This window comes from Paenibacillus sp. HB172176 (assembly GCF_011947265.1).
Classification (GTDB): Bacteria; Bacillota; Bacilli; order Paenibacillales; family Paenibacillaceae; genus Pristimantibacillus.
Map to the genome: position 1 here is coordinate 177,561 of NZ_JAATHD010000001.1, position 19,233 is coordinate 196,793.

The window sequence follows — 19,233 nt, forward strand, 5'->3', positions numbered from 1 at the left end:
CTTATGCTTGTAGGCACAAGACGGCATGAAATTATGAAGCTGCTCGATCAGAAGCAGCAAGTGACGATAAACGAATTGTCGGATTTGTTCAGCGTGTCGCAAATGACCATTCGAAGAGACTTGGATTTGCTGGAGTCGGAGGGGAAAATTCAGCGTTCCCACGGCGGAGCGGTGAAGGTTCAGCGTTATATGGGCGCGAACTACGAGCAGCGCTCCAGCGAGCATCCGGTTGAGAAAGCGGCGATCGCGAACGAAGCGGCGAAGCATATCCGCGATGGGATGAGCATTATTCTGGATGCGGGAACCACGACTGCGGCGATGGTGAACGAGCTTGAGCGTTTTCGCAATCTGAAGGTTATCACGCGGGATCTGCATATCGCGCTCCTGCTCTCCAACGAGGAGCGTTTCGGCAGTCTGGATGTGTATTGCACGGGAGGCCGAGTGAGCAAATGGGCTTACAGCATGGACGGCATCTACGCCGAACGCATGATGGCTTCGATCACGGTCGATATCGCCTTTATGACCTGCGAAGCCGTATCGCATGACAAAGGCGCGATGGCTTGGTCGCCCGTGCTCGTCGGAGCCAGACAGAATAGCATGAAGGCGGCGAACACGCGGATCTTGCTAGCCGATGCGACCAAATTCAGTTATACCTCGCTTGCGATATTTTCCGATCTGGAGGCGTTCGACGAGATCATTACGGATGATCGGATGGACCCGCGTGAGATAGAGATTTTCCGAAGCTCCGGTTATGCGTTGAACGTCGTTTCTGTCAAATAAGCCTTTGCGCACAAAATGCATACTATAGTAGAATCGCAGCTCTTCTTACACAGGCTGCGGTTTTTTGCGCTGTAAATCTACTATGCCAGGGACTATTGCACTATAATAGAGAAATGTGGAAAAGGAAAAAGCATACAAACAGGGAGCGATAGGATTGATGAATGCTAGAGTGACAGTCAGACTATTATTCAGTGTGATTGCGATTGTCGTATTATTTTCAAATTATGTGGTAGAGCTCGCATGGGGGGATGCAGCGGATAAAGAACCGTATATCGTAGCTGTAGAGCAGGGCAATGGGATTTCAGGTTATAATTTCATAAGCTTGTTAATGAGCGATGGAACGGTTCGAGCGACGGGGAATAATAGCCTCGGGCAATTAGGGAATGGAACAAGGGAATCAATCAGCTATCAACGTTCTACGGAAGTTCTTATCGATAGAGATACGCGGTTGAAGAATATTCAGGCAATCGCTGCGGGCGATAATTTCACCATCGCCTTGGATCATAATGGTCAAGTCTGGTCGTGGGGCTTCAACCAGTATGGCGCGCTTGGCCATAGAACGGAAAATACGGAGAGTGTCTATGCGACGATGATCAACGGCTTGAACGATATTCAATCGATCTCCGCCGATTATCAAAATGTTCTTGCTTTGGATAAGAGCGGTCAGGTCTGGCAATGGGGAACCTACGTCAGTCCTTATGCCGGCGTGGATTCAGAGGCAATCTCGTCTCCTATCAAAGTGCGAACAGAGGGAGCTCCCTTGAATCATATCGAGAAAATTTCGGCAGGCGCGTTGACGAATTTGGCTCTTGACGAGAACGGTAGAGTATGGGGATGGGGAATTAATCGATATGGGACATTAGGGTTTGGGGAAGAAGGATTAGTTGCGTACATGATGAAAGCCGCTCAAAAGGAGTCGCTGTCCGAGGATGAAATTGAAGAAGTTAAAGGTAATTTGAACCATATCAAATTTTGGGATTTCGTAGCCTTCACGCACGGACTGCGTGACGATGATCCCGATGTCTATGAATGGAAGCTTGCCAGGCCTGTGACGTCAGAAGACGAGAGCTATATCGCTATGGCGGCAGGAGTAGTGAATAGTTTGTTCGTGAAAGATAATAATGATATCTATGCGCGAGGTCTTGTGACCGAAATGGTAGATTCAAGTGCTGGTATGGATTGGGAAGCCGGGAAAGGCAAGTTTTTCGACAATGAAAAGCTGGAGCTGAGCGCGTCGACATCCATTGCGTCGGTATCTCTCGATTTATCAGGTTATATTAAACAAAGCGATGGTTCAACCTGGTGCTGGGGAGCGGCTTGCCTGGGGGCTCAGCCTGCTCAACAACCGGTTCGAATGAAGGAGCTGGATGATTTCCAGGCTTTGAACGGCAAAGAGGAGACCGTCGTTGGCTTGAAGGAGGACGGCACGGTATGGATTTGGGACAATTCTCTATCCCGTGCTTTCAGCGCTCCACAGAGATCATTGCTTGCTGATTCCAAGCAAGCTGCGTTAGGAAGCTTTTTTAGTGTTGTGCTGAAGAAGGACGGAACCGTATGGAGTGCCGGCGATAATGATTATGGTCAGTTAGGCGATAGGAGCAACGATGATAGAGATAAACCTGTGCAGGTTGTTGTCGGAGATGGCTCGGCTTTGACGAATATCGTGTCTGTTGCAAATGGAAAAACGCATGCTATAGCTCTGGGCCGAGATGGAACAGTTTGGGCATGGGGTTCTAATTTTCTCGGAGAATTGGGCAACGGGACGCGCGAAGAAGCCAATTATGCTGCACAAGTTCATACGAGCGATGGCATTTTGAACGATGTTATCGCAATAGCCGCGGGCGGCAATTATAGTCAGGCTTTGAAAAAGGATGGAACCGTATGGGAGTGGGGCGTCCATGATTTGTATTATACCGGCCCTTTGAATGCTGTGCAGGTCTTCAGGCGTAATGGTCCGTTAACCGGAATTGTCGCCATAGCAACGGGAGATTCGCATAGTCTTGCGGTCGACGGGAAAGGGGAGGTGTATTCCTGGGGGTCTAATGATGATGATCAGCTCGGAGTGGATACGCAATCGGTCAATTATGCTATTCCTGTAGATCTTGGAGCAATTTCTTCTCCAATCGTGTCTGTATCCGCGGGGGAAAGCCATAGTCTGGCACTCGCGCAAGACGGCACGGTTTGGGGCTGGGGGAGTAATCAATACGGACGATTGGGAGATGCGGACACAGCATATTCGACTCTATCGCCCGTTCAAGTTATGATAGAGAATGGCCAGCCATTAACGGGGATAACAACAATCGATGCCGGTTTGGGCCATAATCTTGCTATTGACGTCAATCATAAGGTTTGGGTCTGGGGAGACAACAGCTTCGGGGAGCTGGGAATCGCAGATGATTCCATAGCAGCTGTGCAGGCACGTATGCTGAACGGACTGTCAAATGTACAATCCGTATCAGCGGGCTTCTTCTCCAGTATGGTTGTGCAGAAGGACGGAACGGTATGGGGATTCGGATCTAATGAATATGGTCAACTGATGCTTTCGACGAAATATAGACCAATAAAGCAGGAGCAGCTAGTCCTTACTTTAGAGGAGAGAAGGGACGACGCGCTGGAGTTGCCAATAGAAAGCGCCGGAAATGACCAATTCAATGATAAAGTTGAGCGTTATTCGGATATCGAAGCGCATTGGGCTGAGCGGGCGATTATGGCTGCCGCCGACCTGGGCATTGTGACAGGCTACGAAGGAGGCAGTTTCAGGCCGGAGGCTGCTATAACCCGCGCTGAATTCACCGTCATGCTTATGCGCGCTTTGAAGCTTGAGGGAGAAGGAACTGTCCTCAGCTTCAACGATGCGATACCGACATGGGCGCAAGATTCGGTCGCGCAGGCGGTTAAGAACGGAATTGTTGCCGGCTATGAGGACGGGACGTTCCAGCCGGGAGCGAACATTACGCGCGCGGAGCTGGCGGTCATGGCCGCGAGAGCGGCGGGCGCGGATTTATCGATAAGGGAAGAGACGGATTTCAGGGATAATGGAGATATTCCAGTTTGGGCAAGAGGAGCTGTTGCCAATATGAAGCTCGCGGATATTATCCATGGTCGAGACAGCAACGAGTTCGCTCCCGGAGCCAAGACGACCAGAGCGGAAGCGGTGACGATTATTATGAACTTGTTGGGAGCGATATCGGAATGAAACCAGAAGCATTAATCGGCTATGCCTTTATGGCAGTGATTATTATCCTTGTTATTTGGCTGAGAACAAAGGGACGCCGCAGACCTATACGCAACAAAGGCTTCGGGATGCTCATCCCGGTCATGATTTTGCCGATCGTATTCGCGTTGACGATTTATTCACTGGCGATTGCACCCGATCAGGAATTTCATGTGCCTGTCTGGTGGGAGTTCCTCTGCGCGATCGTTCTAGGCGCCGGCCTCGGCAGCATTATGCTGTATCATACGGGCTATGAACGCCGCGAAGACGGACAGGTCTATTCCAAGCCGAACAAAAATTTCAAGTATGTGCTGATCGCGATTATCGTGCTGCGCGTTGGGCTATCCGAATATTTCAAGGGTCTGGATTATTCCGAATTTACGATACTTACAATGGTGCTCGCGTTTGTCTATATCGGTGTATGGCGGGTCGGCAGCTTTGTGAAGTACCGCAGAACGGTCTAGCGGCTTGCTCGGCAAGCTGCGATGATAAGAGATGGCACAAGACATGCGCCGTTTCGTCAATTGCCGTATACTGGAGACAGCACTCTAGTTGACTATATGAATGCATAGGAGGCAGACCCAAAATGACTGAACGTATTTGGCAGCCTGCGGAGCCGGGCGTGAAACGCAGAATTCTTCCTCCGGGGAAATCCGTCATGATGATGGAGGTTCAATTCGAGCAAGGCGCGGAGGGCTATGAGCATTCCCATGTGCATGAACAGATGAGCTATTGTCTGAAGGGACGGATCGCATTCCGCATTGAAGGGGAGGAAACGATTATCGAGCAAGGCGAGACGATCGTCATCCCGAGCGGGGCGCGCCACGGCGTGACGGCGCTTGAGGAAAGCGCGCTGCTGGATTGCTTTACCCCGCTGCGCGAGGACTTGCTGTCATCTTGGAGGGCGTTCGAAAACGAGCAGTAATGGTTGGGAGGGGGTGTGCGCATTATGGGCATGATGGGGCAGGCTCTCAAGCCTTTTGGAAAGAGAATTCGCACGCCGCAGAGCGGTCCCGGACTATTCCCGGTCGTGCAACGCAGATTTTCAGCGCTGCAGTTAGTCGACAGTCTTCGCAATGTCCGCTACTGCAGCTTGTTGACTTCATGGAGCCTTCAGTCAGGACCTTGTCGGTCTGACCAAAGGCTCTTTTTGCATTCCCTCATATACATCTCATGAAAGCTGAAATAGATCATTCCCTCCAAGGGGCAGTGGCGTTAGACTGGAAGCGTTATTTGTCGCGGTGACTGTTCTTAATAATCACCATCGTGCGCATTCATGCAAAATCTACTAACTCTCAACCTTGGAGGAGAATCAAATGAGACTGCCTGTTATATTCGAGAAGCTGTCCATGTTCGATAGATGGGAGGAGCCTTGCTCGATCGCATTGCCGTTTGCGGAAGGCGAGCTGAAGGACTCGAGCCGTATTACGATGCTTGATGCTGAGAAACCGATACCCTCCCAAACACAGATCACATCGCTCTGGCCGGACGGCTCAATCAAATGGCTGATGATGCATTTCCTGGCGGACCTGCCGGGCGGTGCGGGCAAAAGCTTCGAGTGCTGCACGGAAACGGCGAGCGTCGATCCCCGCCAGAAGATGACGGTGAAACTGGGCGACGGAGCCTGCTCTATCGATACTTCAGCTGTAACTGTTCATCTAAGCGCGCCGGGAGAGCGAGGCGTCTTCCGCTCCGTAGCCTCTTTGGAAGGCTTCAAGACCGATGAAGTGCGAGGCCCGGTCATACAGGACGAGTCTGGCATGGCGTTCGATTGCGTGATTGGTCCCGAGGGCTGGGAGGTGCTGGAGGAAGGTCCGATTCGCGCCGTTGTTCAGGCGAGGGGCAAGCATGCGGGCGAAAGCGGCGGAGAATGGTTCGATTATGTCGTCAGAGTATACGCCTATGCGGGCAAGCCTTGGATGCGCGTGGATTATCAGATCATTAACCGGGAGAAAGAAGCTGAGCAGCTCGTGAGCTCGCTAAACATGCAGATTGACACCACAGGCAACATGACCTCTGAGAAAGCTGTAGAAACGGGGATCGGCATATCCAACTACATTACAACCATGGAGCGGGGCGGCTACAACAAGTCGCTTGCTTACACAATTACGGCGGAGAAGCTGAAGCTGGAGGGAAATGAGCATTTTCCGGAAAGCTTCTATGGCACCTTCTTCGGCCATTGGTCGGATGCGGAGAAGGGCGGCGTTACGCTGACACTCTATCAGGCGCAGCAGAATTTCCCCAAGTCACTCCATGTGACGGGGCACTCCGTCACAGCCGGCATCATCCCGGAAGGAACAAACCTGGCTATGATTCAAGGCGTCGCGAAGACGCATCGCATGCTTCTCCATGTGCATGGCCCCAAAGAAAGCATTGAAGATGCGAATATTCGCAGCCTGCAATTCCAGATGCCGGATCGGCCGATATTGCCCGCAGCCTATTATGATCGAGCAGGCGTCATGGAGCCGCTGCATGTCGAGAACAAGCTCGGCAATGCGGAGCTTGGCTTCACGGTTCTGGCCGATTATCGGGCAAGAGCCTACGGCATTCTGCACTGGGGAGACGGCCCGGACCGGGGCTACTCCGAGCAAGGCAGAGGCAAGGGCGATTGGGTATGGACGAACAATGAATACGATATGCCCCATGCGCTCATGCATCTCTACGCGAGAAAGGGCCAGCGTCGGTTCATGGACTATCTGCTGGTTGCCGCGGAGCATTGGATGGATGTGGATATTTGTCATTACAGCGATAATCCGCTCCGCTTTCAAGGGCAGATTCCGCATTCGCCTCGTCATGTCACGGACAATCCGGTTGTCTGCCATGAATGGGTGGAGGGCCTGCTGGATTATTATCACCTGACCGGCGAGAGATGCGCGCTGGAGGCTGCTGTCGGCATTGGCGAGAATGTGCTTCGGTTGCTGGCGACGCCGCGCTATCAAGGCGCTCCCGGCGGCATTCAGGCGCGCGAAAGCGGCTGGGCGCTGCGCAGCTTGGGAGCTTTGTATGTGGAAACGGGAGACGGGAAATGGCTGGCTTACGCCGACCGAATTGTCGACCAGTTCGAGGAGTGGATGAACAAGTACGGCACATGGCTGTCGCCGTATACCGACCATACGGTCATCCGCGTGCCGTTCATGATTGCCATAGCGGTGAACTCGCTTATGCGTTATTACAAATTCAATCCTCAGGATCGAATCAAGAGAATGATCGTGCATGCGGTGAGCGATGCGCTCGAGCATACGTACATGGAGGATGAAGGAGTCTTCATGTACAAGGATCTGCCGAGCATTGTCAAGCTGGAAACCGGCAATCCGCTCATTCTTGAGGCGCTCTCGTATGCATATGAATTCACGGGAGAGAAGAAGTTCCTCCTCGCCGGACGCGTGCTGTTCAATCAAATTCTTGCGCGCATCGATAGAGAGAATGGCGGACAAGGGAAGGAAATATCCGGCGATGCGGTCATTCTGTGGCAAGGCATGGGACCGAAGATGCTCGCACAATATTACTATCCCATGTTCTATTATTACCGCACGGCCAGCGGCGCGGGAATTGAGCTGTAGGTGAAACGGCGAAAGCGGCGCGGGAATCGAACTGTAGTTAAAGCGCCGAATGCCATTTCCGGTATTGCAGAGGCGTGCTTCCGATCGATTTCTTGAACTGCTGAATGAAATGGGAAGGCAGGGGCCAGCCTACCCGGTGGCCGATCTCAGCGACGGGAAGATCGGTCGCGGTGAGCAGGAAGCAGGCTTCCTTCGCCCGCCGCGCCAGCAAATAATCGGTAATCGTGCTGCCGGTCTCCTGCTTGAAGAGATGGGACACATGATATTTCGATAGATGCATATCCTGTGCGAGCTGATCAAGCTCGAACGGCTCGGCGTAATGAGCTTCAATCCAGTTCATGACAAGCTCGATATGCGACAGTGTTCGCGGGAGCGAATGTTCCTCGTCGACTGAGACAGCCGCTTGGTAGCGATGCTGCAGAAATTGAAGCAATTGCATGATTAATTGCGCGAACAGCTCCAGCTTGACTACGGGTTTCTCCGCAGGAATTCGATAGTTGTAATACCGAAGCAGCGGCTCTATGGGATAATCGTCGCAGAATCGGGGAAATGACTGCATGCGCAACTGGTCCCTCCATGCCTGCCGAAAGAACGGACCCAGGCTCTTGCAAGGCGAGATGTAGGGCGTAAGCGCCTGCGGGTCGAAATGAATCGTGGAACGCACATAAGGCGTATTTTGGGATAATTTGCCTAGCACATGATGCAGTTGGAACGGCTGGAACAAGAACAGACTCCCCGCTTCGAGCGCATGAATCTGTCGGTCGATGACAACGGTGCCGCTGCCCTCGAACACATACAGAAGCTCCATCCCCTCATGGCAATGGAAATAGCCCTTGTAGTTTTCGTCGGCTACATCCACGAGCTTCGAGTGAAAGGGAGTCTTCCTGAAATTCATTGAATTCTGCAAACGCTTCATTTGTTGCTCCTCCTGATTTGGAAAACCGCAATATAATGATATTTTAGCACAAATCAGCTTTACTTCCATCACTGCAAAATTGTTACCCTATAGCTAGGACATTTCATTCTAAACAAGGGAGTGCGACGCGATCATGTGGAAACAAGCAATCGAAGACGCAGTAGCGAAAACAAGAGCGAATATTGAACGTTTCGGGGATCAGTTCCCCCATGTCAGCACGAATGATGTATACCACTTGAATCCGAACATGGATTGGACGGACGGCTTCTGGACAGGCATGCTGTGGCTTTGCTATGAATATACAGGCGATGATGTATTCAAAAGAGCGGCGGAAAACAACGTAGCAAGCTTCCGCAAGCGCCTCGATACGCTTGATCATCTGGATCATCACGACATCGGCTTCCTCTACTCCCTGTCCTCGAAGGCGCAGTGGATCATTGAGAAGGACGAAGCCGCGAAACAATTGACGCTGGAGGCGGCGAATGTGCTGCTGAAGCGTTGGAGACCGAAATCCGGCATCATTCAAGCCTGGGGCAAAGAGGGCGATGAGCATAACGGCGGACGTATCATTATCGATTGCCTGATGAATCTGCCGCTGCTCTACTGGGCGTACGAGACGACCGGCGACAAGAAGTATTACGACGTGGCCGTTCAGCATGCGGACAAGAGCCGCCGCTTTCTGGTCAGAGGCGACGATTCCTCCTATCATACCTTCTACTTCGATCCGGAGAACGGCAACGCGATCCGAGGGGGCACGCATCAAGGCTATGAGGACGGCTCGACATGGACGCGCGGCCAGGCTTGGGGCGTTTATGGCTTCGCGCTGTCCTATCGCTATACGAAGAACCCGCTTTATCTCGAAACATCGCTTAGAATGGCCCAATACTTCCTGGAGCGTCTTCCCGAGGATCATGTCGTATACTGGGATTTCGACGCGGAGATTAACGCCGATACGAAACGCGACAGCTCGGCGTCGGCTATTACGTCCTGCGGCATTCTGGAGCTGCTGAGTCACCTGCCGGAGGATCATGAGGATCGCGCCGAGCTTGAAGCGGGCTTGCAGCGCTCGATGAAAGGACTGGTAGCCTACTCGACCATGAACGAGCAGGATGCGCAGGGACTTATCAAGCGCGGTTCCTACAGCGTGCGCGCCGGCAATTCGCCCGACGATTTCGTCATCTGGGGCGACTACTACTACCTTGAGGCATTGATGCGCCTTGAGAAAGGCCACAAAGGCTATTGGTACGAGTAGAAGGATAAGCAAGAATAGAGCAGCGAATGAAGAGCCTTCCCGCATGGGGAGGCTCTTTCCTTGTTCTGCGTCACAAATGGACAGGCTTTGTGGTAAGATAGCTGTAATTGCCTAACGAGAAGTAAGTGAAGTTGCTTTCGCGTTAATTCAGAAGGAGGAACGGGTGGGATGCAGAATTTAAAGCTATTTGACTCCGAAGCTTTATTTGAACATATATACATGAACGCGCCGATCGGAATCGCTCTGGTCACCCTGGACCGGAAGTGGATGAATGTGAATCCGGCCATTTGCAGGATTTTCGGTTACTCCGAAGAGGAATTGAAAAGCTTGACTATAGATGAAATGCGTCATCCCGATGACCGGGACAATTCCAGCGTTCTGCTGGAAAATTTATTGGAGGGCGTCATCCCGTCATTTGAATTGGAAAATCGATATTTTAATAAGAACGGCCATGTCGTCTGGACTTCCGTTCATGTGTCGTTGGCTCGCGACGAAAATGATGGAAAGCCCTTGTATTTTATTTGCCAATTCATCGATGTAACCAAGAACAAGCTTGCCGAGCTGAGGCTGCAGGAAAGCATCGAACGTTATACATCGCTCAAAAAGTACAATCATGACGCCATTATTTCGTTCGGTCTGGACGGCATTATTATCAATGGCAACAATATGGTGCGGCAGATGACCGGATATCTTATCGAGGAGCTGATCGGAAGCGACATGTCTGTCTTGATCGGCGAACAGAAAGCAAAAGTTTTGCTGTCGGCTTTAAACAATGATGGCGCAATTGACAAGGTTGAAAAGGATATCTCGTTCATTCGGCATAAGGATGGTCGTTTCGTTGAAGTCTTGGTTACGCTGGCACCCATTATTATCCAATCCAAGACAATGGGCTTCTACATTATCGCCAAGGATATGACGGAGCAGAAGAAGCTCATAATCGAGAAAGAAGCCGCGGAGAAAACGAATAAGGCGAAGAGCGATTTTCTCGCGATGATGAGCCATGAGATTCGTACGCCCATGAATGGAGTAGTAGGCATGACGGACGTGCTTCTGGAGACGGAGCTCGATGCCGAGCAGATGGAATACGTGCAAATTATTAAGAAGAGCGGAGATACGCTTCTCGCCATCATTAACGATATTCTGGATTTCTCCAAAATCGAATCCGGAAAAACCGAGTTGATGGAAGAGCTGCTGAATGTGCGGATCTTGTTGTCGGAAACGCTCTATATGATTATGCCCAAAGCGCTTGAGAAGGATTTGGAAATTACGACATCCGTCTCTCCTCAGGTCCCGAACCTGGTGCACGGAGACAGTACGAAGCTAAGGCAGATTCTAATGAATTTGCTCAGCAATGCCATCAAATTTACTTCGAGCGGAGCGATTTCGATCGCCGTCGACACCATTTCGCAGGAAGAGGAGAAGATGCGCCTTCAATTCGCCGTTCGGGATACGGGATCGGGGGTGCCGAAGGAACAAGCGAAGCATTTGTTCGAGCCCTTCTATCAAGTCGATCATTTTATGACGAGGAAAACAGAAGGCACGGGCCTTGGACTCGCAATCTGCAAGAAGCTTGTCGAGCTTATGGACGGCCAAATCTGGCATGAAACCCCTGAGAATCAAACAGGGTCGGCTTTCTTGTTCACAGCCAGCTTTCGCGTCGAACCGACTGATTCGGACTCCTCTGGATATGAAATAGGATTCGATTCGGACAATAGCGAGGAGCATTCGTCCCAGCCACTGCTGAAGCTCCTTATTGCCGAGGACAATGAAGTGAATCAACTCGTATTGAAGAAAATGATAGAGAAGCTGGGACATCAAGCCACCGTGGTGAGAAACGGTATTGAGGCCGTGGAGGCGGCCAAGCGCGAGCCTTACGATATTATCTTCATGGATATCCAGATGCCCGAAATGGACGGCTTGACGGCTGCGGAATTCATTCATGAAATGTCGGATGGAGAGAATCGGCCTTATATTGTTGCCGTCACGGCTAATGCTATTAAAGGCGACAGGGAGAAATATTTGTCCGAGGGCATGGACGCCTATATCAGCAAGCCGATCAGCTTGAACGAGGTAGCAGAGATCTTGGAGAAATTCGAAAAGACAAGCTGAACGACTGATCAGGCAGGATGATCAGCAAGAAATTTCGGAATTACGATTGTAAACTTCGTTTGAACGCCAGGCCTGCTCTCCAGCCGTACGCTTCCCTTATGAATAGCGGCCACCTCCTTCACGATGGATAATCCGATGCCGAGCCCCTCCCCTTCTCTTGCGTCGGATCCCCGGATAAAGCGCTCGAAGACGACCTCTTGCTTCTCGACAGGAATGCCGGGACCGTGATCCGTAACGCTAATCTCAATTACCGCACCTCCCTCCGCCGCACTGAGCATGCGCAAGGCAAGTCCAAGGTATCCGCCAGCACGGCCGTATTGAATCGCATTCTCTATCAGATTGCGGACAGCTCGTTCAATCAGAGGGGGGTCGATCAGGGCCGTAATGGATGTATCGGGAATTTCAATATCAAAGGACATGCAATGATTTTCCAGTATCGAAATGTAATCCGCCGCCAATTTTCGGAGCTGCTCGGACAGGTTGGTCTCTTGCATACGGATAGGAGCAGGATGCATGTCCAAGCGGGATATCTCCAGGAGCTTTTGCAGCAGGTCATTCATATAGCGGGAGCGGCGCAATACAATTTCGGTATACATCCGCATTTCTTTTTCATTCTGATATAATCCGTCGTGAAGCGTCTCCGCATACCCTTGAATCATGGTAAGGGGCGTTCTCAGATCATGGGAAAGATTCGCAATCAGCGTCTGCCGCTTGCGCTCATTGTCTTGAATTTGCGCCACTTGATTCAGAATGCGCTCAGACATGTGATTAAGATGGCGATTCAACTGCATGATTTCATCGTTACCGCGATCCTCAAGCACGATTCGGGTACTTCGCGCGTCGAATTCCTGCACAGCTATGTTCATCGCCTTCAGCCTGCGATTAATGCGGGTGAAAAAGATCAGCGAGAAAAAAATCGGCGTAATAAAAAAGATGCCGAGCGGAATTAACAAGGTAAAGAGCAGCCAGGAATTTCGTACGTAGATAAAAAGTTGAGTTCCCCGCATTTCCGTGCTCGGCACAGATAGAATCAGATACTGGGAATCGTTGTCGAGCGCCCATTGATACACTAAAGTCACCTCTTCGTTATCAAAGCCCCAGAGCTTTTCAGGCATGCCCGAAAATCTTCTCATCATCTCGTCAAACGAATAGGCTTTCTTTCGATGATCGGTTGCATAAAGCAACGCGCCGTCCTTGGAAAACCACTCGAATCTCATTTTCGGATGTTCATTCCGAGTGAGGTTCATAAGCGTTTCGACTCGCGTTTTCGCCTGTTCGGGACCGCCGGCTTCCTCTGCCTGTTGGCCCGCTTCTTCTGCCAATTGAGACCCTATTTGATTCAGCATTTCATGGGTATAACCGCGCGCGTTCATTGAACCCATGATTGCCAGACTGGCAACAAACAAGACAAGTCCGGTAAAGCTGGCCGTAAAGACCATGAGCCATAATTTTGTCCTGAGATTCATGCTGTCTCCTCCACAAATCGGTAGCCAACGCCGCGTATCGTTTCAATATAACGGGGGTTGGCGGGGTCCTCCTCTATTTTTTTGCGCAGGAAATTGATATACACATTGACGGAATTGGCATCGAATTGATTCAGCTTCCAGACATACTTGAACAGCTCTTGCTTGGTAAATATGCGACCAGGCTCGCGCATGAACAGCTCCAGCATAGTGCCTTCTATTGGCGAGAGGGAAATCGCTCCGGTTGATTTCTCGAGCTGCTGGGCGGCTCGATCGTAGATGAGCCCGCCGCAGCAAATTCTGTTCCCGTGCATAGCGGGCTTGTAACGGCGCAGCAAGGCTTTGATTCGAGCGGTCAGTTCTCCCGGACTGAACGGTTTGGTGACATAATCGTCTGCGCCCAGGCCGAGCGTTTCGATTTTATCTTCCTCCAGGTGTCTGGCGCTAAGGATAATGACGGGCGTATCCAACTGGCGGGACTGCAAATGGCGCAACACCTCCCAGCCATTCCCGTTCTCCATCATCAAGTCCAGCACGATCAGATCGATCGTGTAATGCTCCAGGATGGCAACGGCTTCTCGCCCGGAATAGGCTTCAGAAGTATACATCTCCGCATTACGCAGATGCAGCTTGACCAGCCCTGCAATTTCTGGCTCGTTATCGACAATCAATACGTGTGGTTTGTTCATATTCACGGCACTCTCTCTTCTGGTGATGTTTGTTTCCTTATTCCATGCGGCCAAGTGTTTTTCCTTCCTTGCATCAAATCCTTTAATAATCCTTTAAGACAATAGCCCTATCACCGGTGATAGGATGAAAAATGGAATAGAATGTCGATGAATAGGATCAGTTGGCAAAGGAAAGGGATGTTCTGAATATGTTCAAAAATAGACTGTATTCAAAAAAATGCTCGCAGCTGATGACGGTTGCTCTGGCGCTCCTTCTACTCTGGACATGCGCGGTCCCTGCTGTCGCATTGGCGGCAGAGCGGTCCTCGGGCAGCAGCGGGAGCGTGGGATCGTTCCAGATGATCGCTGCCGGACGCAACCATTCTCTGGCGTTGAAATCGGATGGCAGCGTAGTGGCTTGGGGTTCTAACAATAAGAACCAATTGGATGTTCCTGAAGCTGCCCAAAGCGGCGTGGTGTCCATAGCTGCTGGATCTTATCATTCCTTGGCGCTGAAAGCGGACGGCAGCGTAGTGGCATGGGGAAATAATGATTACGGTCAAACGACGTTGCCGGCAGCTGCTCAAAGCGGAGTGGTGGCGATTGCTGCGGGAAAAAATCATTCTCTTGCCTTGAAAGCGGACGGCAGCGTCGTCGCATGGGGTCTTAATACGAACGGTCAATCAACCGTTCCGGCAGAGGCCCAAAGCGACGTGACGGCTATCGCTGGCGGATATCTTCATTCGCTTGCCTTGAAAGCGGATGGAGGCGTAGTGGCATGGGGGTCGAATAGCAAGGATCAAACGACAGTGCCGACAGCCGCCCAAAGCAGAGTTGTGGCCATAGCTGCGGGAGATACGCATTCGCTCGCCCTGAAAGTGGATGGCAGCGTCGTCGCATGGGGATCCAATACGAACGGTGAAGGGAATGTTCCGGTTGAGGCGCAAAGCGGTGTCGTGTCCATTGCCGCAACCGATTATAATTCTCTTGCCTTGAAGGCGGACGGAGGCGTCATCGCATGGGGAGCGAATAGTCAAGGTCAAAGGGATGTGCCCCAGGAGGCGCAAAGCGGCGTGGTGTCCATTGCTGCGGGGAGTTCTCATGCCTTGGCGCTGAAAGCGGACGGGAGCGTCATTTCGTGGGGGTTGTACGATCAATCGACCGTGCCGGCAGAGCTGAATTCGCCCACCAAAGCGATTGCCGTTGCTGCGGGATATAGTCATTCGCTGGCGCTGAAAGCGGACGGAGGCGTAGTCGCATGGGGCAGGAACAATTACAATCAAATCAATGTGCCGGAAGCAGCCCAAAGCGGCGTGGTGTCCATTTCAACAGGATGGCATCATTCGCTGGCGCTGAAAGCGGACGGCAGTGTCGTCGCATGGGGGAAGAATGATAAAGGTCAAACGAATGTCCCCGTTGAAGCGCAGAGCGGCATCGTAGCCATAGCGGCTGGAGCCAACCACTCCATGGCGCTGAAATCGGATGGCAGCGTCGTAGCTTGGGGATACAATTATTGGGGACAATCGGACGTCCCACTCGATGCGCAGAGCGGCATCGTAGCCATAGCGGCAGGATACGGCCATTCCTTGGCATTGAAGTCGGATGGCAGCGTCGTAGCTTGGGGAAATAATGCTGACGGTGAAGCGACCGTCCCAACCGCAGCGCAAAGCGGTGTTGTGGCGATTGCGGCTGGAGGCTATCATTCCCTGGCGTTAAAGGCAGACGGCAGCGTCGTGGCATGGGGATATAATTTAGATGGTCAGGTCTCCGTACCAACCGCAGCGCAAAATGGGATCGTGGCGATTGAAGGGGGAACACATTTCTCTATGGCATTGAAAATGGACGGCACAGTCGTTTCTTGGGGGAGAAGCAGTGAAGGTCAAAGGAGTATCCCCGCCAATGCGCAGAGCGGCGTCGTATCTCTTGCAGGAGGGGAGCTCCATTCGGAAGCGTTGAAGGCGGACGGCAGCATCGTCGCATGGGGAAATAATAAATACGGTCAATCGACCGTACCGGGGAGCACGGATCTGATCACTCTTGCGATCGATGCCGGCGATCTGAGCCCTTCCTTTGAATCTTCCGTTACGGCTTATACCTATGAGCTTGTGGGTTCGACTGCTGCGAGCCTCGATATAACGGCGACGTTGACCGATGGGGATAACGCCGTATTGCTGGTAAATGCCGAGGAGCAGCCAAGCGGCGCGCCTGTTGCCGTTGGATTAACCGGAGACATGACGGAGATCTTGATCAGGGTAGAGCCGTATTTCTTGCCGGGCAAGACGTATACAATCAATGTGTCGCAGCGTTATAACGTCACGTATGACGGTAATGGCAGCGATGGCGGCAGCGCGCCGGCAGACGGGCAAGCGTATAGCCCGGATGACAGTGTGGAGGTGTTAGGCAATACGGGCAGCCTGAGGAAGACCGGCTATACGTTCGCGGGCTGGAACACGGCAGTGGACGGCAGCGGCACAAGCTGCACGCCGGGCGAAGCCGTCACGATAGGCATGGACAATGTGACGTTATATGCGCAGTGGCTGGACAACATCAATCCAGAGGTTACCGTGCAGATGAAAGACGAGGATGAATCGCCGTACGCGAACGATACGTGGACGAATCGAAGCGTGACAGTCCATGCAAGTGCAACGGATGATGGCAGCGGGCTGGCAACGTTCCAGTACTCGGAAGACGGGGGGAATTCCTGGCTGCCGGTTACCGGAGCGTTGACCTATAGCGAGGAAGGCGTTCATACCTTGACTTTTAGAGCAATCGATGAGAAAGGGAATGAAGAGCAAGAATCCAGAATCGTGAAAATCAATCAAAATGGGCTGGTTGTCACAATTAACGCAAGCAAACAGGATGGAGCTCCGTACGTTTCCGGAGACTGGACGAACCAGCCCGTGAGGGCGGAGATATCTGCCTCCCATCTCCAAGAGCTTACGGTCACCTCTGTAACCTACTCGTTGGACGACGGTGCGCATTGGTTCACTTACACGGAACCGCTTGCCGTTTCGGCAGCGGGAACGCAGTTCGTCAAGGTCAAGGCCGCAGATGAAGCGGGCAATGAATTGGAGGATGCTCTGACGGTTAAGATCGATCGAACCAGCCCGAGCATCGACTTTGACACGAACGGCAATGAAACGTGGAGCGCAGGCGGCACGACTGTCGTAACGGCGAACGATGCGGAGAGCGGCTTGTCGACAGCTTCTCTTGCTTACGCATGGTCGCAAAGCGACACGACGCCGGCAGAAGGCTGGTCACCGTTCACGAGCGGTGATAATCTGGCAAAAAGCGGAGTGGACGGGGACTGGTACTTGCACGTTCGGGCGCAGGATACGGTCGGCAATGCGGCGGGCGCTGTATCCCAGCGGTATAGACTGGATACGTCTGCGGCGGAATTGAACGGACTTGCGCTTTCGGCGGGAATGCTGAATAGCGAGTTCAACGCCTCCACTATGGCTTATAGGGTAAACGTTGCGAACAGTGTAAAGAGCATCGCTATAACGCCGGCTGCCCAGGACAAAACGGATCTCATCACCGTAAGCGTCAACGGAGGAACGCCGTTATCAGTGACCACCGGCATGGCGAGCGAAGCGCTTGCGTTGCATACAGGAGAGAATCTGATCGAGATTGGGGTAACAGCGTTGAACGGGGCAAGGAAGACCTATACCGTCTATGTGCAGCGTGCTCCTGGCTACTCACCTGAGCCGCAGAGACATGCGAGCTTGTTAATCGGTTCGATGGTCATGAGTAGCGTGGCGGTTGAGAAAGCAGCCCGACCGGACGGTACTGTCATGGAGCAAGTCATGCTCGATCAAGCGACGCTGGATGGCGCGCTGACGCGATTGGCAGAGGCAGGGCAATCGATTCTTACGATTCAAGTGGACGATTCCGAGCGCGTCGTGCGAGTGCAGCTTCCCGCAGCTTCGATTGCTGCGGCTGCTGAATTGATGCCGAATGCGATTATCGAGGCGCAACTGAACGGGGCCAGCTATCAGCTCGTCATTAGCGTGCTTGATCTTGCGGGCTTGGCGGAGGAGCTCGGCGTCGACCTGCAAGACCTGAAGGTGAACATCATCCTGGAGCGTGCGGACGAAGCGGTTGAGACACAGGTTCTGCAGCTCGCGGTAAGCAAAGGGTTTGATCTGGCTAGTGCGGTCATCGATTTCAAAGTGACGGTAGAAGCGAACGGTCAAACGGTGGAGATTCGTGATTTCGGTGGAACCTATATGGCGAGGGCAATTGTAACGGGGGAAGACGCCGTGAATCGTAACCTGACAGGCGTTTTATATGATCAGGGGGACATGAGGTTCACGTTTGTGCCTTCGCAAGCGGGCAGCCGTCCGGATGGTACGCCGGAGACTGTGATTAAGGTGCCGCATAACAGCATGTACGCTGTCCTGGCATCAGCGGGCAAGACATTCGACGATCTGGAAGGGCATTGGGCACAGGGGAATGTGGAGCTGTTGGCGTCGAAGCTGATCGTCAATGGCGTCACAGACACCCTCTTCATGCCGGACGCGGACATTACGCGCGCCGAGTTTACAGCGCTGCTCGTTCGCGCGCTGGGGCTATCGTTGAACGCTGACGATCAAGCTTCCGGCTTCCCAGATGTGGCGGCGGATGCGTGGTACAGGCCTGTCATACAGGCAGCGGTGAATGCGGGACTGGCGAGCGGTATGACGCAGGAGCGATTTGCGCCGGATGAGCCAATGACTCGCGAGCAAATGGCTGTGATGCTTGCGTCGGCGATGGTTTTCGCAGGGGACCGGGATGAAGGAAGTTTGCAATCGTTAACGAAGCTCTCCGATCGATGGACCATTTCTAGTTGGGCGACAGCTTCGGTTGCCAAGGTCGTGGCTGCAGGTATTATTGAGGGAATGCCTGGCAGTATGTTTATGCCTTTCGAACACGCGACCCGCGCTCAAGCGACGGCTATGCTGGCACGCTTTCTTCGAGAAGTTGGATTTATCGACTAGCAAATGCAATAGAATTTGGCGTTAAACCTAACGAAACGGGATAACGTTAAGGGCATAAAAAGGCATTCTAATCGAATCTAACGAAGATTGATCGTCTTATTTCATGGTTATGGGTTGCTTTTATGCTCAATTTGATGAAATAACGATGTGATTCTTCGTTAGATTCACGCAGGCCTGAGATTCAGGCGTTTAACGTTTTGAGTCTTCGTTAGGATCTGATGGTCGGAGAGAAGCAAATGTGATTAAGGAAACGGAATGAGCGAGAGGCTACTCAGCTTGCAACTGTAACGGA

11 protein-coding genes are annotated in these 19,233 nt (G+C 52.3%); 8 read left to right on the forward strand and 3 right to left on the reverse strand.

The features are described 5' to 3' along the window. Window positions 1–3: 3 nt before the first annotated feature. From HFP08_RS00790 to HFP08_RS00810, 5 genes are all read left to right on the forward strand, one after another. Window positions 4–780 carry a DeoR/GlpR family DNA-binding transcription regulator gene (locus tag HFP08_RS00790; RefSeq protein WP_168118609.1) on the forward strand — a complete coding sequence of 259 codons (777 nt, stop codon included), beginning with the start codon at window positions 4–6 and terminating at the stop codon, window positions 778–780. Between the two features lie 157 nt (window positions 781–937). After that, window positions 938–3,976 carry an RCC1 domain-containing protein gene (locus HFP08_RS00795; protein ID WP_240941015.1) on the forward strand — a complete coding sequence of 1,013 codons (3,039 nt, stop codon included), beginning with the start codon at window positions 938–940 and terminating at the stop codon, window positions 3,974–3,976. Further along, entirely contained in the window at window positions 3,973–4,458 is a 486-nt protein-coding gene (locus HFP08_RS00800) for a CcdC protein domain-containing protein (RefSeq protein ID WP_168118611.1), read from the forward strand. Before HFP08_RS00795 ends, HFP08_RS00800 begins: the two co-directional genes overlap by 4 nt. Window positions 4,459–4,580: 122 nt before the next feature. Further along, the gene (locus HFP08_RS00805; protein ID WP_168118612.1) at window positions 4,581–4,919 is read left to right on the forward strand and encodes a cupin domain-containing protein; all 339 of its coding nucleotides are present in this window, start codon (window positions 4,581–4,583) and stop codon (window positions 4,917–4,919) included. Window positions 4,920–5,310: 391 nt separating this feature from the next. Beyond that, the gene (locus tag HFP08_RS00810) at window positions 5,311–7,554 is read left to right on the forward strand and encodes an exo-rhamnogalacturonan lyase family protein (RefSeq protein WP_168118613.1); all 2,244 of its coding nucleotides are present in this window, start codon (window positions 5,311–5,313) and stop codon (window positions 7,552–7,554) included. 37 nt (window positions 7,555–7,591) lie between these two features. On the opposite strand, the gene HFP08_RS00815 is transcribed toward HFP08_RS00810, so the two are convergent. Further along, window positions 7,592–8,470: an AraC family transcriptional regulator gene (locus tag HFP08_RS00815; protein WP_168118614.1), complete on the reverse strand. Its 879-nt coding sequence runs from the start codon at window positions 8,468–8,470 to the stop codon at window positions 7,592–7,594. A 133-nt stretch (window positions 8,471–8,603) separates the two neighbouring features. On the opposite strand from HFP08_RS00815, the gene HFP08_RS00820 reads away from it, so the two are divergent. Then, complete coding sequence (locus tag HFP08_RS00820) at window positions 8,604–9,722, forward strand: glycoside hydrolase family 88 protein (protein ID WP_168118615.1); 1,119 nt, start codon at window positions 8,604–8,606, stop codon at window positions 9,720–9,722. 168 nt (window positions 9,723–9,890) lie between these two features. Continuing rightward, window positions 9,891–11,831 carry a PAS domain S-box protein gene (locus HFP08_RS00825; protein ID WP_168118616.1) on the forward strand — a complete coding sequence of 647 codons (1,941 nt, stop codon included), beginning with the start codon at window positions 9,891–9,893 and terminating at the stop codon, window positions 11,829–11,831. Window positions 11,832–11,839: 8 nt separating this feature from the next. Here the strand turns inward: HFP08_RS00825 and HFP08_RS00830 are convergent, their stop codons facing one another. Both HFP08_RS00830 and HFP08_RS00835 read right to left on the reverse strand, forming a co-directional pair. Next, on the reverse strand, window positions 11,840–13,297 hold the full coding sequence (locus HFP08_RS00830; protein WP_168118617.1) for a sensor histidine kinase: 1,458 nt from the start codon (window positions 13,295–13,297) through the stop codon (window positions 11,840–11,842). Then, window positions 13,294–13,983, reverse strand: a complete 690-nt coding sequence (locus tag HFP08_RS00835) for a response regulator transcription factor (RefSeq protein ID WP_168118618.1) — start codon at window positions 13,981–13,983, stop codon at window positions 13,294–13,296. The genes HFP08_RS00830 and HFP08_RS00835 overlap by 4 nt, the downstream gene beginning before the upstream one ends. 188 nt (window positions 13,984–14,171) lie before the next feature. Between HFP08_RS00835 and HFP08_RS00840 the strand changes: the two genes are divergently transcribed. After that, a complete protein-coding gene (locus tag HFP08_RS00840) occupies window positions 14,172–18,941 on the forward strand; it encodes an RCC1 domain-containing protein (protein ID WP_168118619.1) in 4,770 nt (1,589 codons plus the stop codon). The last annotated feature ends 292 nt before the right edge of the window (window positions 18,942–19,233 follow it).